Genomic DNA, 20,726 nt, shown 5'->3' on the forward strand with positions numbered 1-20,726 from the left:
CTTTTAATCAATAATTTCTTTATCTTGCGGGTACCGCTTTCATCAAGACCTCGGTAGTGAACTTATCGTTATTAATCACAGGGAAGCGATCGTAGGTTTGAAAGATCACCTGCCCCTGATATTGGATCATCGCCACCACACCATAATTCACATCATCTTTAACCGTATCAGCCGGAAGAATAAACTTAAAGGGCACTGGCGCCCTAGCAATATCAAAGCTCTTTTGCGCCATAATAGCACCGGGCGTATCAAGGTCGATAATCGCAATGGTTATAGAGCTACCTTGGGGCAGATTAATTCTCTCAAGATAACCGGCGGCGCCGTTAACGATGACAGGCTGCTCCTCCTGCACTGTGACACACGCAGTTAAAAATAGGCAACAGATCAGTACCGCGCTTTTCATCAATTTAATCATTTCACAATCCTTTTCACTTACTTCAATGCTTCACTTCTAACCTAGTTGTCACTCTTCATTCTGATCAAGCCTTCCTGAGTCGCCGAGGCAACTAACTGGCCTTGTCGATTAAAGAACTGCCCCTTAACAAACCCTCTGCCGCCGCCAGCATTAGGACTCTCATTGCTATAGAGTAACCAATCGTTGAGATCCAATGGCCGATGGAACCACATCGCATGATCTATCGTCGCCATGCGCATTCCAGGTGTTAAAAATGAAACACCATGGGGCTGAGCTGCCGTCACGAGGAAGTTAAAATCCGATGCATAGGCCAGCAGATACTCATTTACCGAGTGATCACTAGGCACACTGCCATTAGCGCGGATCCAGATATGTCGTTTAGCTTCCCTAGCTTTAGGGTTAAATGGATTTTGTGGATCAACTAAGCGCATCTCTATCGGAGAGTCCGCCATAAACTTGTCCAACATCTTAGTCGGCACTTTATCCCTTAAGGTCATCGCCAACTCTTGCTGGTTCAGCAAACCATCTGGACCAGGCACATCCGGCATCAATGCTTGATGCTCAAAACCCTCTTCATGCTCCTGAAAGGAACAGGTCATATAGAAAATAGGGCGGCCTTTCTGAATAGCCTTAACTCGTCTGGCACTAAAACTGCCGCCGTCTCGCATGATCTCAACATCATAGACGATAGGTTGCTTCTCATCGCCAGCACGTAAAAAATAGGAGTGAAAGGAGTGGACCTGACGTGTGGGTGCAACCGTCTGTTTCGCTGCACTTAAGGCTTGGCCCATCACTTGCCCGCCAAAGACATGGCCAAAACCCAAGTCTTGGCTTTGACCACGAAATAAACCAACCTCTATCTGCTCCAATGAGAGTAACGCTAATAGATCATCCAGTACTTGACTCATTCGACCTCTAAATCCCCAATTAATCGGCCCAATAGCTTAACTCAGATAACCTATTTTAGGCTAGGATTTTACGGGTGCGCCTTTGATTCAAATCCTTTGGGTGAAAGGGTATAAGTCACTATTCGATACTAATATGATGTTCAGATGCCCCTCGCCTTGCCCAAGCTAATACCTGATCTTCACCGCTATTATGCAGATTAACAGGCTGAGCGTGATGAAGTTGCTCCCAACCAGAGAGCAAAGTTTCAGGCTTACAGGAATCGGAGTCAAGATACATAGGCTTAAACTCAGTAAATTGCCCATGACTAACACTGCCAGCAGCAGTTAACAGATGTTGTCCTGAGGGAGCACCAGGACTACAGAGAAATAGCATTGCAGCAGTGATCGATGAGGTTGAAAATAGGGGCTTAACCGATGATGCTAACCTGTCCTTAGTCATTGAGGTCAACGCATGGGGTGTCAGACTGTTGACCTTAATGTCATGCTCCGCCCCCTCCATATGCAAGCTATTAACTAGGCCTATCAAAGCCATCTTACTTGCGCTATAGGAGGCTTCGTACATGTCACCGTAAAGCGCGCTGACACCACAACTCATCATCACCCTACCATAGCCTTGGTGTTTCATTTGGCTCCACACCGCTTTTGTCATGTAGAAACTGCCGTTAAGATCGACATCCAACTGTTCTTGCCACATCTCTACAGTTAGATTATCAAAGGGGCAGGAGCGGTGTACGCCCGCATTATTGATCAAAATATCGATATGACCCCAGAGCTCAACAATCTCATCAATAACACATTTCACTCCTTGATTGTCCCTCACATCAAGCTGAAACATGCACGCCGTAGCCCCCAGCTCCTCAATCGCTTTATGGCAGGATAAAAGGTTAGGAGAATCGATTCTGCCTCGTTTTTCACTTATTGAAACAGAGGTATCAATAAGCGCAACTTTAGCGCCTCTCTCAGCTAAGGCAAGTGCATAAGCTCTCCCTAAACCTGTTCCGGCTCCTGTAATAACGGCAACCTGATCATCAAAACGCATCGATACCTTTCCTCATTGAATAGTTCAATACCTAACCCAGAGCGCTGCTGAGAACAGACTCAGCCCAGCAAACCTACTAACCAATATAATAAGACCATACGCCAATAAAATTTTCTTTGAGCGAGATAACAAAACCGCGCACAATTTCAACAATATAGCCAGCATGACTTAGGTCTATTGAAAAGGTATAATGTGCAACTTATACCAATCAGTATAAAGATTTGATCGCTCAGCGAGAATTTAGCGGTTCTGAGGCAAGGTCCTTAATTGCTCCTGCATTAATGACATTCACCACATCCATGTGGCTTGCAACGAGTGAAGAGCATAGTTATTCTACGGTCAAGCTCGTTAACACGGCATCAGAACCGCTAAAACTCGCCTGTAAGGAGTGTTTTTGGCTGCCTACTTCTGCGTTGAATGAACTCATAAGGGAACAACCATTATGTCATCCATTCGCCTTGAATTAGGTTGCCAAAAAACACTCTGAGTAGATCAACTTCTTATACTGATTGGTATTATATTGCCTAGTAACTAATTACGGCTAGGCTCATCTCAACCTATTAAATCGATTAATTAAATGAATCCTTGGATACTGGCCATAAGGCCTCGCACCTTGCCAGCGGCAATTGGTCCGCTCTTAGTTGGCAACATACTAGCGCTGCAGTTAACCCAATTTAGCCTACTTATCGCCTGTGTCTCTATGCTATGTGCTGTGTTGCTGCAGATAGCCGTTAACTTGGCCAATGACTACTTTGACTTTAAGAGTGGTGTCGATACAGAGGAGCGATTAGGCCCAGTTCGTGTGACTCAAAGCGGGCTCCTCTCCCCCACTAAAGTGCGTAATGCTATGTCTCTATGCCTATTGCTTGCGCTTTTGGTTGGCTCCTACCTCATTTGGCATGGTGGTTGGCCTATTGCCGTACTGGCTACAGCCGCGATATTAGGCGCCCTATGTTATAGCGGTGGTCCCTATCCATTGGCCTCTCACGGACTGGGTGAGCTTGCTGCGTTTGTTTTCTTTGGCTTAGTAGCGGTGGTAGGAAGTTATTATCTACAAGCGGGAGAGACTAGCATTCAAGCGTGGATTTTAGGAGCGGCGATCGGCTTTCTTAATGCTGCCATCATGTTGGTCAATAATACCCGGGACATGGTCACAGACACTAAAGCAGGCAAACAGACATTGGCTGTTCGTCTCGGTTTAGGCCAAGCAAGAGTGCTTTATCAAGCTTTTGTCTACCTGCCTTTTGCACTTATCATCGCGGGGTTCTTTCTTGGATTCCTTCCAGGGTTACCGGTTTTACTAGCGGGACTGTCGCTTATCATCGCCCGTAAACTTAACACTGACTTTAGTCAGAGCTCTGGAGCTGAACTCAACCCGCTACTGGGAAGAACAGCTAAGCTGACCATGATATTCAGCGCACTTTTTAGTATTGGCTTGGTATTTGTTTAACGCAGGCTTCGTATTGGTTTAAGCTAAAAAGATAAGCTTGAGATTGGAGCACCATAGACTGGATGCTCCATTTAGATCTACAGAGAGATTATGACCTGTAAAAACTGTAATAGCTCACTGTTTCAACAAAAGATAGGCAGGTGTAAAAGCTGCATGTGGCAGTTAACCTTACTATCACTTATCAGCTGGCCACTGTGGTGGTACTTTTACGCCGATGCTCCCAAACAGATAAACTCAATCGCCCTACTGTTTTTTTGCACCGCTTTTACCGGTTTGCTCTCCCTGCACCTACTGGTGCTGGGTTATCGCACCCTCATTGACTGGTTTAATTCAAAGCGCTAAACAGAAAATACTAGTTAGCGAGTTTAGCTGGTAAGTGGAACTCAATCACATTGTCATCTGGATCTCTTATAAAGAGAAACATGGCGCCACTTGGAACAGTGATAGGCCCTTCGGTAACAGGGAACTCCAGTTCAGCCAGTTTTTCCTGCACAGCTTTAATATCATTTATCTCAAGTGCAATATGGGTGAAGCCAGTATGCTTGTTTGGCACATCCATCAACACATTGAGCACCTCATCTTCAGAGCCATTGAGAATAAAGTTAATATTGATCCCACAAGGGTGTTCCATTACAGCAACGGGTTCAGGTCCAATCGGCCCCTCAATAAACTCAAAACCTAGTTTTTCGTAAAATGCTCGTGAAATGGCTAAGCTCTTCACTCTCAACCCTACATGATTAATTCTAACAATCTCTTTCATCTCACCCTCTTATTATTCTTAATTTATTCGCTACAACACACAGTTTCCTCTTTAATCTGTACTTTTATAAGCGATTAATTCAACAGGAGCAATATATCCGCCACGAATATTCTTGAGCATATTGTCTACCTTCACTGCTGTATGAGCCCCCATTAAAGTGTGTAACCCCAGTGGAGGTGGGCCACCTTGGGCCTGATTACGCTCCTTCATCTTGCTGAAAAATTCGAGCCCAAATTCACGCCTTTCATTAATATCTCCCACAATAAATCCAGCCTGAATCAATGCAGCTTGATATTCATCTACAGTACTTAAATGGCTGTAACTGGCCTCTGTCGCCCAAGGGACTGGATAAGCTAAAGCGCCGCTCTCCATTCTCATGATGTCATACAGAGCAAACGTACTTCCAGGCTTAAGCACTCGATAGATTTCACGAAATAGGGTCTGTTTATCCTTAATATTCATGCCAACATGAAATTGGGTGGCACCATGAAATTGACTATCTTCAAAGGGCATAGAGAGGGCGCTGCCATGATATAAGCTGACACGTTCATCGAGCCCAACCCATTGAGACAGTACATTTCCGGTTTCAATATACTCGGCGGTCAGATCGATCCCAGTAACTTGGTTGTTAAAGTGATTAGCGATAAAACGAGCCGCGCCACCTAAACCACAGCCCACATCAAGAATATCTTGCTCTGCAGAGAAGTTAACTTGAGACAGAAGATGTTCGGTGGCCAATCGACCACCAATGTGGAATTCATCGACGGGAGCAATATCCGCTAAAGTGAGCTTATCAATGCTATTACCCTGCTTACTCAACGCAGCTTGAATTGCGCTGAGGAGCTCACCATGGGTGTAATGTTGTGAAACTAAGTTATCCGTAGCCATATGGGATCCTCAAGCCAATCTAATTCATCTGTTTAGACTAGATTTGCAGCCCCATGAGGTCAAGTGCCACTAGAGGTTACTGAACAGTACCATCGGCATTATAGAAAGCAGGTTTAACCACCACCTCACCTGTTGTGAAGGTATAGTCCATCACTTGAGTCGTCTCACCGCGCTGAATAAAATAGAGATCGCGATAGATGCACTTGTCTGTGCTATAGGTGTAAGCAATATCCACATCTGATGTCATCAGCTCATCATCATTCACATGGGCAATGGTGAAATCTGTATTTGTAATACCATGCTATAGCTATTCACAAGCTTCGAAGGTTTTACCATTTGTGCCATTGCTGATCCCCGATGTCGAGTAAGGATAACCTGCTGGGCTAGATGCAACATTACCCTCACCAAAGCTTGCCAGCTTATCTATTGCGCCAGTATTTCCCTCGGCTAACCAGCCACTGTGATAGAGCTTTACTGCGTTTTCAAATGCTGCAAACTGCCCGTCCATTGCCGCTCTTCTAGCATCCCCCTGTAGGTCGATAAACTTTGGCAGCGCCACAACTGCCAAGAGCCCTAAGATGATAATCACGACCACTAACTCAATTAAGGTAAATCCGCTAATACGACGTTTCATCTCTTTCCTCGACTAAGATTCAATACAAATACAATCGGTGCAGTGCGCCTAAGCGCAAAAATTCGACGCGCAAGTGTACTCTTAGACTTTGGGCTTTTATTTGACCTATGCCTAATAAATGGCAATGAATCATAGATGCAGGTAAGATCCCCCCTCAAAAAATGTTACCGAACGAAAGAGTGAGTTAGTCTGAGATGAGTAGAAAAATTGAGTTGTTAGCGCCTGGCGGCGATGTTGAAGCAATTAAGGCCGCCATTGTTGCCGGTGCAAACGCAGTCTATTGTGGATTAGATACCTTTAATGCCCGTAATCGCGCTGCAAACCTCTCATTTGACGATCTCTGTGGCATCCTCAGGCTTGCTCATCAGTTTGACTGTGAAGTGTTTCTAACAATTAATGTGGTGATATTAGAGCAGGAACTTCCGGCACTCTTTAAGCTACTCAATCAATTAGTCAATACCAGCTTAGATGGCATAATCGTTCAAGATTTAGGCCTATTTAACCTAGTAAAGAAATATTTCCCAACACTGGATATCCACGCATCGACTCAGCTAACCACCCATAATGAAGGTCAGATCCTATTTCTAAATAAGATAGGAGCCTCTCGCGTTAACCTGTCACGGGAGTTAAATTTACCCGAGATAGCCTCATTAACAGCCCTTGCCCACCAGCACGATATGCTCACCGAAGTCTTTGTTCATGGTTCACTGTGTATCGCTTTCTCCGGCCAGTGTTACTCCAGTTCAGTCAGTGTTGGAAACTCAGGGAACCGTGGCCGCTGCAGTCAGGCCTGTCGCGATGAATATGAAGAGACAGCCGCAGGTAATAAATACCCACTGAATTTAAAAGACAATTCAGCCTATTTCGACCTCCCAGAGTTGGTTGAGGCTCAGGTTGACTCGCTTAAGATTGAGGGACGAATTAAAGGCGCTCATTATGTCTACACCGTTGTTGATAGCTGGCGTAAACAGATAAATCAGTTTGTCGAAACAGGTAAGTTGCTCGATGATGACTCAAACCTCTACAAGGTATTCAATCGCGACTTTACCAACTCCTTTCTCAAAGGCAATCTGACCAAAGGGATGTTTATCGATAACCCTCGCGATAACAGTGTTAATCACGCCATCGAGCAGAAAAATGCGATCTCAGTGGTACAGATCCAAGAGGTGAGACAGAACCTCAGAGCCGATAAAAATGAGCTAGGCGCCTCCCTTGAGCAGAAGATCCAACATCTCAACATCGATAAGATGCCATTAACCCTGACCTTTTCAGGAACAGAAGGCTCGCCGTTAACCATCAAGGCAGGTGTGACAGCGAAATCAAATCGACTGACAGAGAACACAGAGTCTAATGAATTTACCCTACACTCCGACACTAAACTGCGAAAGTCAGACAAGCCACTTTGTGCCGATGTGCTAGAAAAACGCTTTAGAAGCTTCAACGATTCAAACTATATTATCCAAGAATATGACTTTAATCAGCTAGCAGAGAGTTTAAGTATTCCCTTTAAAGAGCTAACCGCCCTTAAAAACAGGCTGGCATTTTTACTCAATGACTCAGTTGAAGTGATTGCTCCTGTCGAGCCACCTAAACTTATTCAAGCTGAAAAAGTAGAAGATTCACCTAAGCTATCTCTGCTTATCAGTGATGAGAAAGATGCTCACCTGTGTGATGTTACTAAGGCTGATATCTACTTTAAACTGCCTGAGAGCTTTAAAAAGGGCTGTAATAAATATATCGAGCTGCTACAACGTAACCCAAGGTTCATCCCTTGGTTTCCAGCTGTACTTATCGGCAAAGATTACATTGAAGCGGTGCGGATCCTTGAGCAGGTCAAACCTAAACGTATCGTCAGCAATAACACAGGTGTCGCCTACAAAGCCTTTGAGATGGGCATTGACTGGATAGCAGGGCCTTTTCTCAACACCACTAACTCCTATGCTCTACTAACGATGCAGGAGGAGCTAAACTGCTCCGGCGCGTTTATCTCCAACGAGATAAACCGGATGCAGATCCGCAATATCAAGCGTCCAGCAGGATTTAAACTGCTCTACAGCATCTATCACCCTATATTGATGATGACAAGCAGACAGTGCTTCTTCCAGCAAACCGTTGGTTGTAATAAGCCAAGCATTGAGGATGGCTGTATGCTTAAATGTGAAAAAGCCACCACGATTACAAACGTCAAAGGGATCTCCTTTGCCGTTGATAAACAAAAAGGCGGTTACCCAAGCATCTATAATGATGAGCAGTTCCTCAACCTTGATGCCATTAAGGATTTCTCAGATCTCTTTGATGAGTTCTTTATCGATCTGACCGATATCGGTGCTGGCTCTAAAGCTAAGCTCGATAAAATCCAGTTGATTGAACATTTTGAAAACCTGCTTAAGGGTGACGAAGATGCGGTTTCACTACTAAACACTATGGTGACACTCTCAACTAACGCCCAATACCAGCAAGGATTGTGATCAGCAAAAGTGGTGATCGATAAGTAGAATAGAGATAAAGTCCATATACTCGCTCTTATGAGGCTTTATCTCTACTAACAACAAATAACCTACGAGAGCACCTATGCCGCTTCCCATACTCTACTCACTTCAACACTGTCCCTACGCCATGCGCGCAAGAATGGGGTTGTTACTGGCAAATCAGAGGGTATTACTGCTAGCCATAGTGATGAAAAACAAACCTCAGGCCATGCTAGAGATCTCGCCTAAGGGAACGGTTCCAGTGCTGATTGTTGAAGATAGCAATACTACTGAAGTGATCGATGAGAGTCTGGATATTATGCTTTGGGCACTGAAAAGAGATGACCCTCACGAGCTACTCTATCCTCAAACACCCGAAACCCTGCCTCAAATGCTCGAACTGATTGAGTATAATGACAAGGTATTTAAACCATTATTGGAGCAGTACAAAAGCGCCAAGCGGTACCACAAAGACTCAGAACTCTATGATAGATCTCAATGTGAAGTGTTTATCAAGCAACTGGAGTTAAAACTAAACCAGCATCAATTTATTATGGGCGATACGCTCAGCTTGGCAGACTACGCGCTACTTCCTTTTGTGCGTCAATTTGCCCGAGCAGACCGCCACAAGTACCTAGCCGCCCCCTACCCAAAACTGCAACACTGGCTAAAGGCCCATCTAGACAGCCCACTCTTCTCAAAAGCCATGGCCAAATACTCCCTCTGGCTTGATAGTGGTGAAGAGCACCTGTTTGGTGAAAAATAGGTATAAAAAAGCCGAACATTAACACTAATGTTCGGCTTTTTCATTCTACACGATTCAGACTTTATCTAACTCTCGCTTCACGCTGCTCCAGTTTAGGTGATACTTCTCACCTGCTGGCTTATCGGTACGCTCAAAGGTATGGGCACCAAAGTAATCACGCTGACCTTGTAGCAAGTTTGCTGGCAGAGTCTCACTGCGGTAGCTGTCATAATAGGCCAAAGCGGAGCTGATACAGGGAGCGGGAATGCCTTTGAGTACCGCGGTAGATACAGCTTTGCGCCAATCAAGCTGTTTGGTTGAAAGTGCTTGGCTGAAGGTCTCTGCCATCAACAAGTTTTCAAGCTCAACGCCTGAGCGCTCGGCAGACTGATAAGCTTGCGTGATCGATTGCAGGAAAGTGGCGCGGATGATACAGCCTGCACGCCAGATCTTAGCAATTTCGGCGAACTCGAGTGTCCAGTTACGCTCTTTAGCGTTCATCGCCATCAACTGGAAACCTTGAGCATAGCTGGCAACTTTGGCGCAGTAGAGTGCACTTTCTAGTTGCTCAATAAAGACCTCACGCTCCTCATCACTTGGCTTAACCGCTTGCGGCCCGCTGAGTAACTGGCTCAGTTGTACTCGTTGAGATTTTTGAGTACTCACGGCCCGGGCATAAACCGCTTCAGCAATGGTTGGTGCTGGGCAGCCTATCTGTAAACTGCTCACAGCAGTCCAAAGTCCAGTGCCTTTTTGGCCAGCTTTATCCAAAATCATCTCAACTAATGGCTTACCTGAAAACGGATCGGCTTGCTTTAGTACCTCGGCACTTATCTCCATCAGGTAGCTGTTTAGGCTACCTTTATTCCAGCGCTCAAATAAGTTTGCTATCTCATCGGCGGACATACCAAAACCATCGCTCAAGAGTTGATAAGCTTCGCAGATAAGTTGCATATCGGCATATTCGATACCGTTATGAACCATTTTAACGTAATGACCAGCACCTGCAGGACCGATATAGGTGGTACAAGGCTCGCCTTCAGTGACAGGGTTACCAGGCTCTTGACGCTCAATAGGCAACCCAGTTTTGGCATCAACTTTAGCCGCTATCGCTTCCCAGATAGGCTTAATTCTATCCCACGCCTTTTTATTGCCGCTTGGCATCAAAGATGGCCCAAAACGCGCGCCCATCTCACCGCCAGACACAGCTGAGCTGAAAAAGGTGAAGTTATCTGCATAACGACCTTCGCGCTCTAAGGTATCTGTCCATAGGCTATTGCCTGTGTCGATAACGATATCATCAAGCTCAATGCCCGCTTCGATTAAGCTACTGCATACGCCATCCACAGGCGCACCAGCGGGGACAGAAAGCACAATCACTCGAGGTTTCTCGAGGCTAGATAACATTTCAGAAAGATTATTACAGCCATGCACCCGCAGTGGTTGCTCAGATTGTTTACTATTTACTCGGTCGGCTTTCTCCTGTGCGAGCACGCCCTCAACCTTCACGCTATCTAAATCAAAAGCAGCGACACTGTATCGGTTATCGGCAATATTTAAAGCGAGGTTTTTTCCCATGACGCCTAGGCCGATGACGCCAACATCATATAATTTGGTGTGGTTTTCCATTGATATCTTTTCCGCAGGTAACAGAAGATGACATACCCTGTCTATTATTGGCTAGTTAACCAACCTAACTCTTAGCGAGTTAGGTTATATACACAAACCACTTCAAAATGCAGGATTCAGCATCTTGAGGTCGCTTGGAGATATTAGCCTTCTCTTTATCATAGAGAGCCCTACATTGGGGCATAGATGAGAGGTATTATTTGTGCGGGATTATACATACTTTGGTAAGTTAATTACTAGGATTTGCCAGATTAGTTTACAAAATAGCGCTTGTTAATCTGTAAAGTTAACAATAAAAGATCTCTGGGGCTAAGTGTTATGCCCCGGATAATCAAGCCATTATTTAACTAGCAGGGCATCGGCATAACCCATACGGGTTAACGCGTTACGAACCAGTTCTAAGGTTTGAGGGTCTTCTATCGTCGCAGGGACTTTATACTCTTGGTTATCGGCAATTTTACGCATGGTTCCCCGTAGAATCTTACCGGAACGTGTTTTAGGTAGTTTTTGCACCGCACTCACTAACCTAAATGAAGCAACCGGCCCAATATGCTCACGCACTAAGCTTATCAGCTCTTTATAAAGGGCTTCATCACTTAACGTTACCCCTTTTTTCAGCACCACTAAACCTAGAGGAACCTGACCTTTAAGTTTATCCTCCACACCAATTACGGCTACTTCAGCCACTGCATTATGCTGACATAATACCTCTTCGAAACGCCCAGTGGATAAACGGTGCCCTGCCACATTGATGATGTCATCAATTCGGCTCATGATATAGAGATAACCATCGTCATCCATATAGCCTGCATCACCGGAGAGATAATAGCCTGGATACATCGACAGGTAACTCTCTAGGTACCTCTGTTCATTTTGCCATAGGGTCGTCAAGGTTCCTGGCGGCAATGGCAGCTTAATCACCACGTTACCTGAGATGTTAGCCTCTACTTTATCGCCCATCTCATCGACCACTTCCACCTGATAACCAGGAACAGATAGAGCTGGAGATCCCGCCTTTACCTCTACAGGGGCTGTGCCCATCAAATTTGCCGCTACGGGCCAACCCGTTTCTGTTTGCCACCAGTGATCGATAACTGGCTTGTTAAGTCGCTCCTCGGCCCAATGCAGGGTGTCAGGATCACAGCGCTCTCCTGCTAGAAAAAGAGTATTAAGGCAAGAGAGATCGACATCTTTCAAAAAGTCACCATCGGGATCATCACGCTTTATCGCCCGTATCGCCGTGGGCGCAGTGAAAAAGCTCTTCACTTGATATTTTGCGATAGTGCGCCAGAAAATCCCCGGATCTGGCGTGCCAACAGGCTTGCCCTCAAACATCAAGGTCGTTGCCCCCACCAGTAAAGGCCCATACACAATATAGGAGTGACCAACAACCCAGCCAACATCGGACGCTGCCCAAAAAGCATCACCTGCATCAATGCCATAAATATGCTTCATCGACCAAGCCAGCGCGACACCGTGGCCGCCATTATCACGCACCACGCCTTTTGGCTGACCAGTCGTTCCTGAGGTATAAAGGATATAAAGAGGGTCAGTTGCTGCAACACTCAAACAACCAATATCTGGCGCATCAGCCACTGCGTTCTGCCAGTCCACATCACGGTTTGGGGTCAACTCAGCTTGGAGCTGACTGCGATTAAGAATGATGCACTGCTCTACTTTGTGGCTCGATTGAGCAATTGCATCATCTAGCAGCGGCTTATAGGCTACAACCCCTGATGGCTCGATACCACAAGAGGCAGATAAAATCAGTTTAGGTTTAGCATCATCGATTCGACTGGCCAGTTCATTGCCAGCAAAACCGCCAAACACCACAGAATGAATAGCGCCAATACGCGCACAGGCCAGCATGGCATAAGCGGTTTCTGGCACCATAGGCATATAGATAATCACTCTATCGCCCTTTTTCACCCCGATGGAGTCCATGTAGCCCGCAAGTCTACTCACCTGAGCCTGAAGCTCATTGTAGCTGATACCATACTCAGTCTCAGTGACGGGACTGACATATTGAATCGCCACTTGTGCGCCACGTCCCGCTTCAACGTGCCTGTCCACTGCGTTATAGCAGGTGTTAAGCTCACCACCTGCAAACCAAGCGTAAAGCGGCATATTGCTCTCATCGAGCACTCTATCCCAAGGCTTATCCCAAGTTAGTGCCTGTGCAGCATCGGCCCAGAACTGCTCAGGCTGTGACACCGAAGCTTGGTGCATCTGTTGATGCAGCTTATTATTCCCACTTTTCATTACCCTCTCCCCAGAACATAATCCAGCTACTCACATTATGCTCACAGAGTGTGTATTCCCATTAGACCTTATGACTAGAGGGGAGAATCACAATAAACTGGAAAACTTACTTGCCATAAATCTCACCGAGAACGGAATAAAATCGATTCTCAACCAAACCTCTAGCTTTACCTTTACGTAAACTTCACGTATTGTTCTTTTAAAGTTAAATCTTATGGTGTTTTTAATGAGTGATAAACAGATCACACAAACAACTTACTCAATTAGCGACCTCTCCAAAGAGTTTGATATTACCACTCGGAGTATTCGTTTCTATGAAGATCAGGGCCTGCTAAAGCCTAAGCGTCGTGGTCAAACTCGGATCTATAACTTAAAAGACAGAGTACGTCTCAAGCTTATCCTACGTGGTAAACGCCTTGGGTTCTCACTCGCTGAAACCCGTCGCTTATTTGAGCTTTACGATGCCGATAAAAACAGCGTTTCACAGCTACACACTATGCTTGAACTGGTTGAGGAGAAGAAAACTTCTCTGCAACAGCAGATGGATGACATCAAGGTCGTTCTCATGGAGCTCAACTCCGCTGAGCAACAGTGTCGAGCAGCGCTGGAGAACAGTAGCGAATAAACAAACGATTAAACAAAACATCCATAAAAAAATAATTATAAAAATCGATCTCTGAATCAATTTGATAGGACACAAGCAATGACTCAACTCTACTCATCTCTCAACTTTGGCCTAGGCGAAGATGTCGATATGCTCCGCGATGCAGTGCAAAGCTTTGCCGCCAATGAAATTGCCCCGATAGCAGAAAAAACCGACCGAGATAACGCCTTTCCCAACGAGTTATGGCCAGTACTTGGCGATATGGGCCTATTAGGCGTTACAGTCTCTGAAGAGTATGGCGGAGCCAATATGGGCTACCTAGCCCACGTTGTTGCCATGGAAGAGATCTCCCGTGCATCGGCCTCTATCGGACTCAGTTACGGTGCTCATTCAAACTTGTGTGTTAACCAGATTAATCGCAACGGTAATGCTGAGCAAAAAGCAAAGTATCTACCAAAGCTTGTTAGTGGTGAACATATTGGTGCATTGGCCATGAGTGAGCCTAATGCAGGTTCCGATGTGGTTTCCATGAAGCTTCATGCCCGTAAAGAGGGTGATCGCTATATCCTTAACGGTAATAAGATGTGGATCACCAACGGTCCCGATGCCAACACCTATGTGATCTACGCCAAAACCGATCTGGATAAAGGCGCTCACGGCATTACCGCCTTTATCGTTGATCGTGATTCAAAAGGTTTCAGTACGGCGCAAAAGCTCGACAAACTGGGCATGCGTGGATCCAATACTTGTGAACTCGTATTTGAAGATTGTGAAGTCCCTGAAGAGAACATTCTTGGTGGGCTCAATAACGGCGTAAAAGTGTTAATGAGTGGCCTAGATTACGAGCGTGTGGTTCTCTCTGGTGGCCCACTAGGGATCATGACCGCCTGTATGGATATCGTCGTTCCTTATATCCATGAACGTGAGCAGTTTGGTAAGTCCATCGGCCAGTTCCAACTGGTTCAGGGAAAGCTTGCCGATATGTACACAGGCATGAATGCCGCTAAATCCTATATCTACAACGTGGCAAAATCTTGCGATCGCGGCGAAACCACACGTAAAGATGCAGCAGGAGCCATCCTATATTCAGCTGAACTAGCAACGAAAATGGCTCTGGATGCGATTCAGCTTCTAGGCGGCAACGGTTACGTCAATGAATATGCAACGGGTCGACTCCTACGTGATGCCAAACTCTATGAAATTGGCGCAGGCACCTCAGAGATCCGCCGTATGTTAATCGGTCGTGAGCTATTTAACGAATCTAAATAATCCTAAATTAGGCAGTTAGTTCACAACTCTCTAAGTTCAACTGCCTAATCTAAGAACATAAATATCTATTTAGTAGCATCAAAAGGATTGAAACCGTGACTCAACTCAGCAGTCGTATTAACCCGCGCAGTGATGAATTCAAGACCAAACATGATGACATGGCTAACTTAGTCCATGATCTACAACAAAAACTCAATGTCATTGAACAGGGCGGCGGTGATGTTGCCCGTGAGCGTCATCTATCACGAGGAAAGCTACTTCCGAGACAACGTGTAGAGAAGTTACTCGATCCCGGTTCCCCTTTCCTCGAGCTGTCACAGTTTGCAGCCTATGAACTCTACGAAGATATAGTCCCTGCAGCGGGGATTATTGCAGGAGTTGGTCGTGTCAGCGGCGTCGAATGTATGATCATCGCCAATGATGCCACCGTCAAAGGCGGCACTTACTATCCAGTCACAGTAAAAAAACATCTTCGAGCTCAAGATATTGCTAGTCGTTGTCACCTTCCCTGTATCTACCTTGTTGACTCAGGCGGCGCTAACCTGCCACGCCAAGATGAAGTCTTTCCAGACAGAGATCATTTCGGACGCATCTTCTATAACCAAGCGCAGATGTCAGCCAAAGGGATCCCGCAGATAGCCGTAGTGATGGGTCTTTGTACCGCAGGTGGCGCTTATGTGCCAGCCATGGCTGATGAGTCTATTATCGTTAAAGAGCAAGGCACTATCTTCCTCGCAGGCCCACCGTTGGTAAAAGCGGCCACTGGAGAGGAGGTCACCGCAGAGGAGCTTGGCGGCGCAGAGGTGCACACTAAGATATCTGGCGTGGCCGATCATATGGCCCAAAGCGATGAACATGCGCTAGAGCTGGCACGCAAAGCGGTCACGCGTCTGAACAATCAAAAAACCATAGAGTCTGAGCTTAGCCCAGTTAAACCGCCAAAATTCGATATTAACGAGCTTTACGGCATCGTAGGGACAGATCTTAAAAAGCCATACGATGTTAAAGAGGTGATAGCGCGTGTAGTCGATGACTCAGATTTTGATGAGTTTAAAGCAGGCTACGGCCCTACTTTAGTCTGTGGCTTTGCTCGCATTCATGGCTACCCAGTGGGTATTGTCGCCAATAATGGCATCCTCTTCTCTGAATCCGCTCAGAAAGGGGCGCACTTTATCGAGCTATGTTGTCAGCGAAAAATCCCCCTCCTCTTCTTGCAAAATATCACCGGCTTTATGGTGGGTAAGAAATATGAGCATGAAGGGATCGCAAAACATGGTGCCAAGATGGTGACCGCTGTTTCCTGTGCAAACGTGCCTAAATTTACCGTTATTATCGGTGGCAGTTACGGCGCTGGTAATTATGGTATGTGCGGACGAGCATTCGAGCCAACCATGATGTGGATGTGGCCAAATGCCCGTATCTCAGTGATGGGTGGCGAACAAGCCGCAGGGGTATTGGCCACCGTTCGTCGTGATGGTCTTGCCCGCAAAGGTGTTGAATGGTCCGATACTGATGAGCAAAAATTCCGTGCACCGATAGTCGAGCAGTATGACAAAGAGGGTCACCCTTATCATGCCAGTGCCCGCCTTTGGGATGATGGCATTATTGACCCTGCTCAAACCCGAGATGTGGTTGGCTTAGCCTTGTCGGCAGCCCTTAACGCACCGATAGAAGACACCAAGTTTGGTGTGTTCCGTATGTAATTTAACCTCTAGGTTAAGGGTTAAGTTGAACACATCTTAAGTTAAGAACTGGGCAAGATAATCGGGCTAATAGACAATGGATAACCAAGCCATGACAAGTGAATTTTCAAACAGGTTAAATTTCGTAAACTGCACCCTAGAAAATGGGGTTGGAGAACTGATCCTCGACCGAGCAGACAAACATAATGCTTTTGATGAGGTGATGATCAACGAGATGATCCAATCTCTTGAGCATTTTGCTAACAACAGCAACTGCCAAGTGCTTATCCTTAAAGCAAACGGCAAGAACTTTAGTGCTGGCGCCGATCTCAACTGGATGCGCAATCAGGCAAAGATGGATTTTGAGCAGAACTTGGCTGATGCTAACGAACTGGCGAAGCTGATGTCGATGCTAGATAAGTTCCCTAAGCCAACTATCGCATTGGTTCAAGGCGCAGCCTTTGGTGGTGCTTTAGGGCTTATCTGCTGCTGCGATATTGCCATCGCTAATGCCCGTGCCAGCTTCTGCTTAAGCGAAGTCAAATTGGGATTAATTCCAGCAGTCATTAGCCCTTACGTCACTCGCGCTATGGGACAACGAGCCGCTCGTCGCTATATGCTCACCGCGGAGCGCTTTAACGCGCAAACCGCGCAGTCTCTCAATGTCGTTCATGAGATAGATGATGATCTTGATGCACACGCCAAACCCATTATCGATGCACTGCTTGCCAATAGCCCTCAAGGCATGGCTTGGGTAAAAACCTTACTCTCAACCCTTGAAAACGGCGTGATAGATCAAAACACATTAGATTATACCAGCGAGCGCATTGCTCGAATTCGCGTGTCAGATGAAGGCCAAGAGGGACTCAATGCCTTCTTCGAAAAACGTAGCCCTAACTGGAAACTAGACTCTGACACGGCCCAAGGAGCTCAATAACATGGTTGCCCAAACGTCAAAAAATAATAACACAGGCAAAACCTTGCTGATTAAGAAGCTGTTAATAGCCAACCGAGGCGAAATAGCCTGTCGCATCATAAAAACCGCCAAAGCCATGGGGATCCGTACCGTCGCCCTCTACTCTGACGCCGATATTGATGCCCGTCATGTGGCTATGGCCGATGAGTCTTTCTACCTTGGTGGCAGTGCACCGGCAGACTCCTACCTCAAAGGCGATTTTATCGTCGAAATAGCCAAAAAATCTGGCGCACAAGCTATCCATCCTGGCTACGGTTTCCTATCAGAGAATGCCGATTTTGCGCGTTTATGTGAGCAATCAGATATCGCTTTTGTTGGACCAAGCGCAGCTGCTATCGACTCTATGGGCAGCAAGAGTGCGGCTAAAGAGATCATGGGCGCCGCCAAGGTCCCACTGGTTCCCGGTTATCACGGTGATGAGCAAGAGGATGCGTTATTAGTTAGCGAAGCAAAGAAAATGGGCTTCCCACTACTTATCAAAGCGGCCTTTGGCGGTGGCGGTAAAGGAATGCGTATCGTTGAGAACGAAACTGAAGTTCTGGACGCCATCCACTCAGCTCGTCGTGAAGCTATCTCCTCTTTTGGCAACGACAAGCTACTGATGGAGCGTTATCTTCGCCAACCTCGCCACGTCGAAGTGCAGGTCTTTGCCGATAATCATGGCAACTGTATCTATCTTTCAGACAGAGACTGCTCTATCCAGCGACGCCACCAAAAAGTTGTCGAGGAAGCACCGGCGCCAGGATTAAGTGATGAGTTAAGAGTCAAGATGGGAGAAGCGGCCGTTGCAGCGGCAAAAGCCATCGACTATCAAGGTGCAGGCACAGTTGAATTTTTGCTTGATACTGACAACAGCTTCTACTTTATGGAGATGAACACCCGTCTGCAGGTTGAGCACCCAGTAACCGAGCTGGTAACAGGCCAAGATCTCGTCAAGTGGCAGCTGATGGTTGCCAGTGGTCATCCACTGCCACTAGCCCAAGATGAAGTCAGAATACATGGCCACTCTTTTGAGGTGCGTATCTACGCAGAAGACCCGCAAAATGAGTTTCTTCCTGCCAGCGGTAAACTCAACTTCCTGCGCGAACCAGAGCAAAGCAGATTTGTACGTATCGACTCTGGGATCCGTGAAAATGATGTGATCAGTAACTTTTACGATCCCATGATCTCTAAATTAATTGTTTGGGATGAATCCCGCCCAAGAGCGCTACAACGTCTGGTGCACTCATTAGAGTCATATCAGATAAGTGGCCTAAAACATAATATCGAGTTTCTTGCTAATATCGCCGAGCATCAAGCATTTCGTGATGCTAACTTCAGCACAGACTTTATCGACCGTTACGGTGATGGCCTTATCGGACGTGGCCTAAGTGGCAATGCCATTAAGGATGAGCAAACAGCATTGGCACTAGCCGCTCTGTATCAAGTCTGTGCCCGAAGAGTGGCAGCAAAAGCCTGTGCCATTAACAGCAATGACCCATACTCACCTTGGGGGACAGTCAGCGGCTTTAGACTCAATAGCGCCAGTCAGCATCAGGTCTCTCTGCTCGATGATAATCATGAGCTGCAACATCTTGAGCTTATTGAAACCTCTGTTGGCGGCAAATCTATCTTCCAGATGCAGCAAGGGGACAACCTCTATGTGCTCAATGGTGAGCTGCACGGTGAACTGCTCCATGCAGAGATCTCACTGAGCCAAGCAGATAAAAACCGTGATCCACTGACAGATAAAAACCAAGCACACAAATTCAAGGTGCCTGTGAGTCAGGTCGATGATGACTTTACCCTTTTTATTAACTCTAGTAGTTACCATTTCCGTGCGATCCAAACTGAGCTAACTGAGGAGCAGGAGTGCCTTGCCGATAAGCTTAAAGCGCCGATGAATGGCACAGTGGTCACTCATCTGGTGAATGCTGGCGACACAGTGACCGCAGGACAAGGCTTAATGGTGATGGAAGCCATGAAAATGGAATATACAATAGAATCTCCCTTTGATGGCATTGTCAGTGCATTCTTCTTCGACATAGGTGAGCTAGTCAGTGATGGCGCAGTTTTAGTTGATGTTGAACCTGCTAAAAAAGAAGAGGGATAAAGATGACCCCTAACAAGGTTAGCATTTTTGAGGTGGGTGCCCGTGATGGTCTGCAAAACGAGCTGCCAGTCACCACCCAAGATAAAATTGCCTTAGTTGAAGCATTAGGCCGAGCAGGTGTTAAGCGAATAGAAGCCGCCAGCTTTGTATCACCCAAATGGGTACCACAGATGGCCGACTCTGGCGATGTTCTGCGCAATATTAGTCGCCAAGATGGCGTCACCTACAGCGCGCTCACACCTAACTTGAAGGGGCTGGAACTTGCACTTGACGCTGGTGCCGATGAAGTTGCCATTTTTGGCGCCGCCTCCCAGAGCTTTAGTCAGCGTAATATCAACTGCTCAATAGAGGAATCTATTGAGCGCTTCGCCCCTGTAATGGAGCGGGCTATTGCCGCAAATATCCCTGTCCGAGGATATGTCTCTTGCGTGCTAGGTTGCCCCTATGAAGGTGATATTGCCATCAGTGAAGTCGCACGAGTGTCTGAGATCCTTTACAAGATGGGCTGTTATGAAATATCCCTTGGTGACACCATAGGTGTTGGCACGCCAGCCAATGCCCGTAGAATGGTTGAAGCGGTCAGCCAGAAAGTACCCGTTGATAAGCTGGCACTGCATTTTCATGATACCTACGGCCAAGCACTCGCAAATATCTTAGCCTGCTTAGAAACAGGGGTAAGCGTGATCGATTCATCGGTTGCAGGCCTTGGAGGCTGCCCCTACGCCAAAGGTGCATCGGGTAATTTAGCAACTGAGGATCTTGTTTATATGCTCAATGGATTAGGTATCGAAACAGGCATCGATCTTCATTTGCTGGCTAAAGCGGGTAATACAATAAGCCAAGCCTTAGGCAAAAGTACTGGCTCTAAAGTAGCAAGAGCCATCAGCGGATAAAAAATTAGCTAG

General features: G+C 46.4%; 19 protein-coding genes. 10 read left to right on the forward strand and 9 right to left on the reverse strand.

Features of this window, described 5'->3' with window-relative positions; all coding sequences use genetic code 11:
* Window positions 1-19 precede the first annotated feature (19 nt).
* The 3 genes from SWOO_RS16530 to SWOO_RS16540 all read right to left on the reverse strand — a co-directional run bounded on the left by SWOO_RS16530 (window position 20) and on the right by SWOO_RS16540 (window position 2,362).
* The gene (locus SWOO_RS16530) at window positions 20-415 is read right to left on the reverse strand and encodes a YbaY family lipoprotein (protein WP_012325815.1); all 396 of its coding nucleotides are present in this window, start codon (window positions 413-415) and stop codon (window positions 20-22) included.
* Between the two features lie 41 nt (window positions 416-456).
* Window positions 457-1,323 carry an acyl-CoA thioesterase II gene (gene tesB / locus SWOO_RS16535; protein WP_012325816.1) on the reverse strand — a complete coding sequence of 289 codons (867 nt, stop codon included), beginning with the start codon at window positions 1,321-1,323 and terminating at the stop codon, window positions 457-459.
* Window positions 1,324-1,441: 118 nt separating this feature from the next.
* Window positions 1,442-2,362, reverse strand: coding sequence for an SDR family NAD(P)-dependent oxidoreductase (locus SWOO_RS16540; RefSeq protein ID WP_012325817.1), 921 nt, complete (start codon window positions 2,360-2,362; stop codon window positions 1,442-1,444).
* A 577-nt stretch (window positions 2,363-2,939) separates the two neighbouring features.
* Here SWOO_RS16540 and SWOO_RS16545 point away from each other — a divergent pair.
* Together SWOO_RS16545 and SWOO_RS16550 are read left to right on the forward strand one after the other, a co-directional pair.
* On the forward strand, window positions 2,940-3,812 hold the full coding sequence (locus tag SWOO_RS16545) for a 1,4-dihydroxy-2-naphthoate polyprenyltransferase (RefSeq protein ID WP_012325818.1): 873 nt from the start codon (window positions 2,940-2,942) through the stop codon (window positions 3,810-3,812).
* Between the two features lie 90 nt (window positions 3,813-3,902).
* Entirely contained in the window at window positions 3,903-4,154 is a 252-nt protein-coding gene (locus SWOO_RS16550) for a DUF3624 domain-containing protein (RefSeq protein ID WP_012325819.1), read from the forward strand.
* A gap of 10 nt (window positions 4,155-4,164) precedes the next feature.
* Here SWOO_RS16550 and SWOO_RS16555 read toward each other — a convergent pair whose 3' ends face one another.
* The 4 genes from SWOO_RS16555 to SWOO_RS26450 all read right to left on the reverse strand — a co-directional run bounded on the left by SWOO_RS16555 (window position 4,165) and on the right by SWOO_RS26450 (window position 6,094).
* Window positions 4,165-4,572 carry a VOC family protein gene (locus tag SWOO_RS16555; RefSeq protein ID WP_012325820.1) on the reverse strand — a complete coding sequence of 136 codons (408 nt, stop codon included), beginning with the start codon at window positions 4,570-4,572 and terminating at the stop codon, window positions 4,165-4,167.
* A 51-nt stretch (window positions 4,573-4,623) separates the two neighbouring features.
* Window positions 4,624-5,460: a class I SAM-dependent methyltransferase gene (locus SWOO_RS16560; protein WP_012325821.1), complete on the reverse strand. Its 837-nt coding sequence runs from the start codon at window positions 5,458-5,460 to the stop codon at window positions 4,624-4,626.
* 76 nt (window positions 5,461-5,536) lie between these two features.
* Window positions 5,537-5,707 (reverse strand): hypothetical protein, encoded by a 171-nt coding sequence (locus SWOO_RS26025; RefSeq protein WP_195742806.1) that lies wholly within the window; start codon window positions 5,705-5,707, stop codon window positions 5,537-5,539.
* A gap of 60 nt (window positions 5,708-5,767) precedes the next feature.
* Window positions 5,768-6,094, reverse strand: coding sequence for a type II secretion system protein (locus tag SWOO_RS26450; protein ID WP_012325823.1), 327 nt, complete (start codon window positions 6,092-6,094; stop codon window positions 5,768-5,770).
* A gap of 194 nt (window positions 6,095-6,288) precedes the next feature.
* Here SWOO_RS26450 and SWOO_RS16570 point away from each other — a divergent pair, with 194 nt between their 5' ends.
* Together SWOO_RS16570 and SWOO_RS16575 are read left to right on the forward strand one after the other, a co-directional pair.
* Entirely contained in the window at window positions 6,289-8,562 is a 2,274-nt protein-coding gene (locus SWOO_RS16570) for a peptidase U32 family protein (RefSeq protein ID WP_012325824.1), read from the forward strand.
* A gap of 103 nt (window positions 8,563-8,665) precedes the next feature.
* Window positions 8,666-9,328 (forward strand): glutathione S-transferase, encoded by a 663-nt coding sequence (locus tag SWOO_RS16575; protein WP_012325825.1) that lies wholly within the window; start codon window positions 8,666-8,668, stop codon window positions 9,326-9,328.
* Between the two features lie 54 nt (window positions 9,329-9,382).
* Here the strand turns inward: SWOO_RS16575 and gndA are convergent, their stop codons facing one another.
* Together gndA and SWOO_RS16585 are read right to left on the reverse strand one after the other, a co-directional pair.
* Entirely contained in the window at window positions 9,383-10,936 is a 1,554-nt protein-coding gene (gndA, locus tag SWOO_RS16580; RefSeq protein ID WP_012325826.1) for an NADP-dependent phosphogluconate dehydrogenase, read from the reverse strand.
* Window positions 10,937-11,275: 339 nt separating this feature from the next.
* On the reverse strand, window positions 11,276-13,198 hold the full coding sequence (locus SWOO_RS16585) for a propionyl-CoA synthetase (RefSeq protein WP_012325827.1): 1,923 nt from the start codon (window positions 13,196-13,198) through the stop codon (window positions 11,276-11,278).
* Between the two features lie 226 nt (window positions 13,199-13,424).
* Between SWOO_RS16585 and SWOO_RS16590 the strand changes: the two genes are divergently transcribed.
* The 6 genes from SWOO_RS16590 (at window position 13,425) to SWOO_RS16615 (ending at window position 20,714) form a co-directional block, all read left to right on the forward strand.
* On the forward strand, window positions 13,425-13,823 hold the full coding sequence (locus tag SWOO_RS16590) for a MerR family transcriptional regulator (RefSeq protein WP_012325828.1): 399 nt from the start codon (window positions 13,425-13,427) through the stop codon (window positions 13,821-13,823).
* A gap of 78 nt (window positions 13,824-13,901) precedes the next feature.
* Window positions 13,902-15,071, forward strand: coding sequence for an isovaleryl-CoA dehydrogenase (locus SWOO_RS16595; RefSeq protein ID WP_012325829.1), 1,170 nt, complete (start codon window positions 13,902-13,904; stop codon window positions 15,069-15,071).
* A gap of 95 nt (window positions 15,072-15,166) precedes the next feature.
* The gene (locus SWOO_RS16600) at window positions 15,167-16,774 is read left to right on the forward strand and encodes a carboxyl transferase domain-containing protein (RefSeq protein WP_012325830.1); all 1,608 of its coding nucleotides are present in this window, start codon (window positions 15,167-15,169) and stop codon (window positions 16,772-16,774) included.
* A gap of 91 nt (window positions 16,775-16,865) precedes the next feature.
* Window positions 16,866-17,690, forward strand: coding sequence for an enoyl-CoA hydratase-related protein (locus tag SWOO_RS16605; protein ID WP_041418219.1), 825 nt, complete (start codon window positions 16,866-16,868; stop codon window positions 17,688-17,690).
* Between the two features lies 1 nt (window position 17,691).
* Window positions 17,692-19,821: an acetyl/propionyl/methylcrotonyl-CoA carboxylase subunit alpha gene (locus tag SWOO_RS16610; RefSeq protein ID WP_012325832.1), complete on the forward strand. Its 2,130-nt coding sequence runs from the start codon at window positions 17,692-17,694 to the stop codon at window positions 19,819-19,821.
* Between the two features lie 2 nt (window positions 19,822-19,823).
* Window positions 19,824-20,714, forward strand: coding sequence for a hydroxymethylglutaryl-CoA lyase (locus SWOO_RS16615; RefSeq protein ID WP_012325833.1), 891 nt, complete (start codon window positions 19,824-19,826; stop codon window positions 20,712-20,714).
* The last annotated feature ends 12 nt before the right edge of the window (window positions 20,715-20,726 follow it).

Source organism: Shewanella woodyi ATCC 51908 (genome assembly GCF_000019525.1).
Taxonomy (GTDB): domain Bacteria; phylum Pseudomonadota; class Gammaproteobacteria; order Enterobacterales; family Shewanellaceae; genus Shewanella; species Shewanella woodyi.

What these genes read in the sequence shown, in the direction of transcription:
- SWOO_RS16530 (WP_012325815.1), bottom strand. Translation starts at nt 415, where the DNA reads ATGATTAAATTGATGAAAAGCGCGGTACTGATCTGTTGCCTATTTTTA.
- tesB (WP_012325816.1), bottom strand. Translation starts at nt 1,323, where the DNA reads ATGAGTCAAGTACTGGATGATCTATTAGCGTTACTCTCATTGGAGCAG.
- SWOO_RS16540 (WP_012325817.1), bottom strand. Translation starts at nt 2,362, where the DNA reads ATGCGTTTTGATGATCAGGTTGCCGTTATTACAGGAGCCGGAACAGGT.
- SWOO_RS16545 (WP_012325818.1), top strand. Translation starts at nt 2,940, where the DNA reads ATGAATCCTTGGATACTGGCCATAAGGCCTCGCACCTTGCCAGCGGCA.
- SWOO_RS16550 (WP_012325819.1), top strand. Translation starts at nt 3,903, where the DNA reads ATGACCTGTAAAAACTGTAATAGCTCACTGTTTCAACAAAAGATAGGC.
- SWOO_RS16555 (WP_012325820.1), bottom strand. Translation starts at nt 4,572, where the DNA reads ATGAAAGAGATTGTTAGAATTAATCATGTAGGGTTGAGAGTGAAGAGC.
- SWOO_RS16560 (WP_012325821.1), bottom strand. Translation starts at nt 5,460, where the DNA reads ATGGCTACGGATAACTTAGTTTCACAACATTACACCCATGGTGAGCTC.
- SWOO_RS26025 (WP_195742806.1), bottom strand. Translation starts at nt 5,707, where the DNA reads ATGACATCAGATGTGGATATTGCTTACACCTATAGCACAGACAAGTGC.
- SWOO_RS26450 (WP_012325823.1), bottom strand. Translation starts at nt 6,094, where the DNA reads ATGAAACGTCGTATTAGCGGATTTACCTTAATTGAGTTAGTGGTCGTG.
- SWOO_RS16570 (WP_012325824.1), top strand. Translation starts at nt 6,289, where the DNA reads ATGAGTAGAAAAATTGAGTTGTTAGCGCCTGGCGGCGATGTTGAAGCA.
- SWOO_RS16575 (WP_012325825.1), top strand. Translation starts at nt 8,666, where the DNA reads ATGCCGCTTCCCATACTCTACTCACTTCAACACTGTCCCTACGCCATG.
- gndA (WP_012325826.1), bottom strand. Translation starts at nt 10,936, where the DNA reads ATGGAAAACCACACCAAATTATATGATGTTGGCGTCATCGGCCTAGGC.
- SWOO_RS16585 (WP_012325827.1), bottom strand. Translation starts at nt 13,198, where the DNA reads ATGAAAAGTGGGAATAATAAGCTGCATCAACAGATGCACCAAGCTTCG.
- SWOO_RS16590 (WP_012325828.1), top strand. Translation starts at nt 13,425, where the DNA reads ATGAGTGATAAACAGATCACACAAACAACTTACTCAATTAGCGACCTC.
- SWOO_RS16595 (WP_012325829.1), top strand. Translation starts at nt 13,902, where the DNA reads ATGACTCAACTCTACTCATCTCTCAACTTTGGCCTAGGCGAAGATGTC.
- SWOO_RS16605 (WP_041418219.1), top strand. Translation starts at nt 16,866, where the DNA reads ATGACAAGTGAATTTTCAAACAGGTTAAATTTCGTAAACTGCACCCTA.
- SWOO_RS16610 (WP_012325832.1), top strand. Translation starts at nt 17,692, where the DNA reads ATGGTTGCCCAAACGTCAAAAAATAATAACACAGGCAAAACCTTGCTG.
- SWOO_RS16615 (WP_012325833.1), top strand. Translation starts at nt 19,824, where the DNA reads ATGACCCCTAACAAGGTTAGCATTTTTGAGGTGGGTGCCCGTGATGGT.